This is a genomic window from Pseudomonas sp. (assembly GCF_049645325.1).
Lineage (GTDB): Bacteria > Pseudomonadota > Gammaproteobacteria > Pseudomonadales > Pseudomonadaceae > Aquipseudomonas.
Map to the genome: position 1 here is coordinate 1 of NZ_JBARTQ010000598.1, position 5,839 is coordinate 5,839.

General features: G+C 62.5%; 6 protein-coding genes. 1 reads left to right on the forward strand and 5 read right to left on the reverse strand.

Going from position 1 to position 5,839, the window contains the following annotated elements; all coding sequences use genetic code 11:
- Positions 1-43: 43 nt before the first annotated feature.
- Genes WBB95_RS25015 through WBB95_RS25025 form a run of 3 tightly spaced genes read right to left on the reverse strand, consistent with a single transcriptional unit; the run spans position 44 to position 2,303 of the window.
- Complete coding sequence (locus tag WBB95_RS25015; protein ID WP_424490006.1) at positions 44-454, reverse strand: SRPBCC family protein; 411 nt, start codon at positions 452-454, stop codon at positions 44-46.
- Positions 455-483: 29 nt separating this feature from the next.
- Positions 484-1,281: an SDR family NAD(P)-dependent oxidoreductase gene (locus WBB95_RS25020; RefSeq protein ID WP_424490007.1), complete on the reverse strand. Its 798-nt coding sequence runs from the start codon at positions 1,279-1,281 to the stop codon at positions 484-486.
- 17 nt (positions 1,282-1,298) lie between these two features.
- Positions 1,299-2,303: an aldo/keto reductase gene (locus tag WBB95_RS25025; protein WP_424490008.1), complete on the reverse strand. Its 1,005-nt coding sequence runs from the start codon at positions 2,301-2,303 to the stop codon at positions 1,299-1,301.
- Positions 2,304-2,408: 105 nt separating this feature from the next.
- Here WBB95_RS25025 and WBB95_RS25030 point away from each other — a divergent pair, with 105 nt between their 5' ends.
- A complete protein-coding gene (locus WBB95_RS25030; protein ID WP_424490009.1) occupies positions 2,409-3,302 on the forward strand; it encodes a LysR substrate-binding domain-containing protein in 894 nt (297 codons plus the stop codon).
- Between the two features lie 124 nt (positions 3,303-3,426).
- On the opposite strand, the gene WBB95_RS25035 is transcribed toward WBB95_RS25030, so the two are convergent.
- Both WBB95_RS25035 and WBB95_RS25040 read right to left on the reverse strand, forming a co-directional pair.
- Positions 3,427-4,719 carry an NAD(P)/FAD-dependent oxidoreductase gene (locus WBB95_RS25035; RefSeq protein ID WP_424490010.1) on the reverse strand — a complete coding sequence of 431 codons (1,293 nt, stop codon included), beginning with the start codon at positions 4,717-4,719 and terminating at the stop codon, positions 3,427-3,429.
- Positions 4,716-5,804, reverse strand: coding sequence for a polyamine ABC transporter substrate-binding protein (locus WBB95_RS25040; protein WP_424490011.1), 1,089 nt, complete (start codon positions 5,802-5,804; stop codon positions 4,716-4,718). The genes WBB95_RS25035 and WBB95_RS25040 overlap by 4 nt, the downstream gene beginning before the upstream one ends.
- Positions 5,805-5,839 lie beyond the last annotated feature (35 nt).

The following is a 5,839-nucleotide window of genomic DNA, read 5'->3' on the forward strand; positions in this document are numbered from 1 at the left end:
CATCGCAGGCAAGCCAGCTCCCACATCAGGTCAGCTGTACCTATTAGAAGTTGGCGCGCAGCGCCTCAAGCCCACCGCTGTAGACGCCGGTGAACAACTCTTCCACCGCCGCGTCCGTGGTCCCGGCTGCCGGGGTAAACACGCCGGACCAGGTGACTTTCGCCGACGAATCGGTCAACGCCTCAACCTGCAACGTCGCCAGGTAAGCACTCACCGGAAACGGCGACTGTTCGATGGTGTAGCTGTAAGTGCGCGCCACGTTATCGAAGGTCTGCAAGCGCTCGACCACCACACCGCCATCCGCCGTCTGCAGGTGACGCACACGCCCGCCGTCGCTTGGTTCGCTCTTGGCGATAAACGGCAGCCAGTCCGGCAGGCTGTTGAAGCCGCCGATCAATTGCCAGACTTGGTCGGCCGGAACCGGAATTTCAATTACAGAAGAAGCTGTCGCCACAATAATTACTCCAGAAAATGAAAAAGATTTCAGATCGCCATGCTGTCGACAACACCACCGTCGACCCGCAACGCGGCGCCCGTGGTTGCAGAAGACAAGGGTGAAGCAATGTACGCCACCAGGTTCGCCACTTCATCCACATTTGCCGCGCGCTGGATGATCGACGTAGGCCGCGCATTGCGTACAAACACGTCCGCCTCGTCCCGCGCGCTGCGCCCGGATTTAGCCGTGGCGTCCTTGAGCATCTGCTCCAGGCCGTCGGTAAAGGTCGGCCCCGGCAGTACGGCATTGACCGTCACACCGGTGCCCGCCAACCGCTTGGCCAGGCCGTGGGACACCGCCAGGTTGGCGCTCTTGGTCACGCCGTAGTTGATCATGTCCGCCGGCGTCGCCACGCCGGATTCCGACGACAGGAAGATCACCCGCCCCCAGCCCTGCTCAACCATGCCCGGCACATAGTGCCGCGCCAGACGCACGCCGGAGATCACATTGACCTCGTAGAAGCGCGTCCACTCACTGTCGGGCGCTTCGAAGAAATCCACATCGTTGAAGATGCCCAGGTTGTTGACCAGGATGTCGGCGCGCGGTTCGGCGGCGAAGAGCTTTTCAGCGCCTTGCGCCGTGCCGAGGTCCGCCACCAGCCCGCGCAGTTCAGCACCGGGAACTGCCTGGCGAATGCTCGCCAAGGCCTCATCCACTTTGCCCGCTTCACGCCCGATCACCACCACGGTGGCGCCGGATTGCGCCAGGGCCTGGCTGATGCCCAGGCCGATACCGGCGGTGCTGCCGCTGACGATGGCTACTTTGCCGCTTACATCAATTTTCATACGGTGAACTCCTGAAATTAAAGCGGCAGTGGTGCACGGTCCGAAATCAATCGGGCGTCGCGCAGGGCCTGCCAGAAGGCTGCCGGAATATTCTCTGACAACGCCGCAACGTCTTCGGCAATCCGCCCCGGACGACTGGCACCCGGAATGACCGCGGCCACGGCCGGATGTGCCAGGGAAAACTGCAGGGCGGCGGCTTTCACGCTGACGCCGAACGCCTGGGCAATCGCCTTGATCTGCTCAACCTTGTGGATGATCGCCGGGCTGGCTTTCTGGTATTCGAAGTGTGCACCGCCGGCCAAAATGCCCGAGCTGTAAGGGCCGCCGACAACGATCTCGACGTTTTGCGCCAGGGCGGCGTCCATCAAGCGTTGCAGGGCGCGGTCGTGGTCCAGCAGCGTGTAGCGGCCGGCCAGCAGGAAGCCGTCGGGCTGGGCTTCGGTCAGGTCCAGCGTCAGCTCGCAGGGTTCAACGCGGTTCACGCCCAGGCCCCAGGCCTTGATCACGCCTTCTTCACGCAGGCGGGTCAGCACTTTGAAGGCACCGGTGCGCGCCTGGTTGAAGTAGTCGAGCCACTGGTCGCCGTAGAAGTCCTGGGCAATGTCGTGAATCCAGACGATGTCCAGGCGATCGGTTTGCAAGCGTTCCAGGCTGTCTTCAATGGAGCGCAAGGTGGCGTCGGCGCTGTAGTCGTTGAGCATCTTGTTGGGGCGGCCGTGTTCGAATACGCCGCTTTTTTCGCCGAGGTCACGGGCGCTTTCTTCGACTTCGTCGAGGATCACCCGGCCGACCTTGGTGCTGAGCACAAAGTCATCGCGGTTGTACTGCGACAGGGCCTGGCCCAAGCGAATTTCCGAGAGGCCCGAACCGTAGAACGGCGCGGTGTCGAAGTAACGCACGCCCTGGTTCCAGGCAGCCTCAACGGTGGCCTGGGCTTCTTCTTCAGGAATGGCGCGGAACATGTTGCCCAGGGGGGCGGTGCCGAAGCCGAGTGGGCCGTGCAGTTTGTCTTTCAAGCTCATGGTTGGATCCTCAAAGGTTGTTGTAACCGTTGAGCAGAGATTAGATTGCGCAGGTCGGACCGTCCAAGACATACTACGACCAACTTGAGTCCCAGCAGGTCTGACATGATCGATCTACGCCAACTGCGCTACTTTGAAGTCGTCGCCGAAGAAGAACACGTCGGCCGCGCGGCCGAACGGCTGCACATTTCCCAATCGCCCCTGAGCCGGCAAATCGCCCAGCTCGAAGAGCGGCTGGGCCTGACCCTGTTCGAACGCAGCCAGCAGCGCATCCGCCTGACCCGCGACGGCCAAACCTTCCTCGCTGAAACCAAGGCGTTGCTGACCCACGCCAACCGCCTGGAATCCCTCGGCAAGCGCCTCGGCCGGGGCGAAGAAGGCGGGCTGTGCATCGGCTATATCGAGAACGCCATGCACGCCGGCGTGCTGCCCAATGCCCTGCGCGTGCTGCGTGACGACCGCCCCACCGTGCATATCAAACTGTATAACCTGGCGTCCCTTGAACAACTCGAAGGCCTGCGCCAACGCAGCCTGGACATCGCGCTGGTCAGCGAACCGCCGGCCGCCGATGACCCGGACCTGACCGCGTTGCAAGTGCTGGACGACCCGATGCTGTTGGCCCTGCCCGAGCATCATCCCTTGGCGCGTCAAAGCGAGCTGTTGCCCGAGCATCTGGCCGACCAGGAGTGGATTGGCGTGCAGCGTAAACCCGGCGCAAACCCTGCCGATGACTTTGTTGCCGCGTGCATTCGCGCCGGCTTTACCCCGCAGATCCCCATGGAAGCCAGCGAGCCGTTTACCGCCCTGGGCCTGGTCGCATCGGGACTGGGCGTGGCCATGGTGCAAAAAGGCCTGAGCCGCAACGCGCCGCCCGGCGTGGTGTTGCGTGAGCTGCCGTGGATGACCTACACCACCCCGTTGTGGGCGGCATGGCACCGGGTCAACCTGCGGCCATTGGTCGAAACCTTCCGCAAAGTGCTCACCGAACCGGAAGCCTGACAAAGATCAAAAAAATGTGGGAGCGGGCTTGCCCGCGATTACGGTGCATCAGTCGCCTTTTCAGTGACTGATACACCGCTATCGCGGGCAAGCCCGCTCCCACCTTTGGATTGAGGTACGTCGGTTAGAGCAGCTCCCGCAGGCGATACCACAGCATCCCCAGCGCCAGCAGTGGCGAGCGCAACGCCTTGCCGCCCGGGAAGGTCATGTGCGGCACCTGGCTGAAAATATCCAGGCCACGGCTTTGCCCCAGGTGAATGCCTTCGGCCAGCAGCTTTGCGCACCAATGGGTCACGTTCAGCCCATGACCGGAATAGCCCTGGGCGTAGAACACATTCGGGCAGTGCTTGAGCCGCCCGACCTGGGGAAAGCGGTTGGCGGTGATGCCGATTTTGCCGCCCCACTGGAACTCGATCGCGGTGTTCGCCAACTGCGGGAACACCTTGAGCAGCTTGGGTTGCATGTAGGCGGCGATATCCGCCGGATCGCGTCCCGAATAATGGCAGGCGCCGCCGAACAACAGGCGGCGGTCAGCAGAAAGCCGGTAGTAATCCAGGCCGACTTTCTGGTCACACAACGCCAGGTTTTGCGGGATCAACTCACCCGCCAGCGCCACCGACAACGGCTCGGTGGCGATGATGTAACTGCCCGCCGGCAGCACCTTGCCGCTCAGGCGTGGCTCCAACTCTTCGAGGTGCGCATTGCAGGCCAGCACCAGGTTGGCGGCACGCACTGTGCCCCCGGCGCAACGCACTTGCACGCTGTCGCCGTGGATCAGTTCGAGCACTTCGGTTTGTTCAAAGATCCGCACGCCCAGGGTCTCGGCGACCTGCGCTTCACCCAGCACCAGGTTCAGCGGGTGCAGGTGCCCGGAGCCCATGTCCACCAAGCCGCCGGCGTAAACCGTCGAGCCGACGACGTGCTGCATATCCTGCGGGCCGACCAGCCGGGTTTCATGGGCATACCCCATGGCCGCCAGGCTCTGCTGCTCGCCCTTGAACGCCGCGAACTGGGCCGGCGTGTTGGCCAATTCGCAAAAGCCCCAGCGCAGGTCGCAGTCGATGGCGTGCTCGCGAATGCGCTCGCCCACCAGCGCCACCGACTCGATCCCGGCGCGCTCCAGGTAACGCACGCCCTCCTCACCCACATACTTACTGAAGCCCGACACGTCGTGGCCGATCCCGCGAATCAACTGCCCGCCGTTGCGCCCGCTGGCGCCCCAGCCGATGCGCCGGGCCTCCAGCAGAATCACCGAGAGGCCGCGCTGGGCCAACTCGATGGCAGTGTTGACGCCGGTGAACCCGCCGCCGATCACGCACACATCGGCTGTCAAGTCGGCGCCCAGTGACGGGCGCGCAGGCATGGCATTGGCCGAGGCCCGGTAATAGGACCGCGCGTGGTCTTGGGACTGAATCATTTGTTGGTCTTCACTTTGCTCCAGGCGCGGGTCATCAGGCGCATGGTCGCCGGTGTCGGCGTGGTGGAAATGTAGAGTTTGTCGAGCACTTCCTGGGACGGGTACACCTCAGGGTTGTTCACCAGTTCCGGCGCCATGAACGGCTTGGCCGCCGGGTTGGCGTTGGCATAGCCCACCGAGGCGCTGACCTTGGCGATTACCTCAGGGTCGAGCAAGTAGTTGATAAAGGCGTGGGCCTCTTTCGGGTTACTGGCGTCGGCGGGGATCGCCAGCAGGTCGAACCACAGGTTGGAGCCTTCCTTGGGAATCGAGTACGCGATATTCACGCCATTCTTGGCTTCCTTGGCGCGGTTGGCGGCCTGGAACACGTCGCCGGAATAACCGAAGGCCACGCAGATATCACCGTTGGCCAGGTCCGAAATGTACTTGGAGGAATGGAAATAAGTGATGTACGGCCGCAGCGTCAGCAGCTTGGCTTCCGCCTGTTTGTAGTCCTCGGGGTTTTCGCTGCGCGGGTCCTTGCCCATGTAGTTGAGGATGGCCGGGAACAGCTCATCCGCCGAATCCAGGAAGGCGACGCCGCACTCGTGCAGCTTCTTGATGTTCTCCGGTTCGAACAGCACCGCCCACGAATCGATATGGTCGATGCCCAGCACTTGCTTGACCTTGTCGACGTTATAGCCGATGCCATTGGTGCCCCACAGGTACGGCACCGAGTGCGCGTTGCCCGGGTCGTTTTTCTCCAGCAGCTTGAGCAGTTTGGGGTCGAGGTTCTTGAAGTTCGGCAGCTGCGAACGGTCCAGTTTCAAGAACGCGCCGGCTTTTACCTGGCGCGCCAGGAAGTGGTTGGACGGCACCACCACGTCGTAGCCGGTGCGCCCGGCGAGCAACTTGCCTTCCAGGGTTTCGTTGGAGTCGAACACGTCGTAGATCACCTTGATCCCGGTCTTGGCCTGGAAATCGGCCAAGGTGGTCTCGCCGATATAGTCGGTCCAGTTATAGACGCTGACCGTCTGCGCGGCCTGGCTGGTGCTGCTGAACGCTGCGACAAGAGCCAGCGGGAGAAGCTTTTTCACAAGACGCATATCGACACCCCTTTTTTGCATAGTTAATGGTGAGT

Excerpts from the sequence above, each read along its gene's own strand:
- WBB95_RS25020 (WP_424490007.1), bottom strand. The coding sequence starts at position 1,281 with ATGAAAATTGATGTAAGCGGCAAAGTAGCCATCGTCAGCGGCAGCACC.
- WBB95_RS25025 (WP_424490008.1), bottom strand. The coding sequence starts at position 2,303 with ATGAGCTTGAAAGACAAACTGCACGGCCCACTCGGCTTCGGCACCGCC.
- WBB95_RS25030 (WP_424490009.1), top strand. The coding sequence starts at position 2,409 with ATGATCGATCTACGCCAACTGCGCTACTTTGAAGTCGTCGCCGAAGAA.
- WBB95_RS25035 (WP_424490010.1), bottom strand. The coding sequence starts at position 4,719 with ATGATTCAGTCCCAAGACCACGCGCGGTCCTATTACCGGGCCTCGGCC.
- WBB95_RS25040 (WP_424490011.1), bottom strand. The coding sequence starts at position 5,804 with ATGCGTCTTGTGAAAAAGCTTCTCCCGCTGGCTCTTGTCGCAGCGTTC.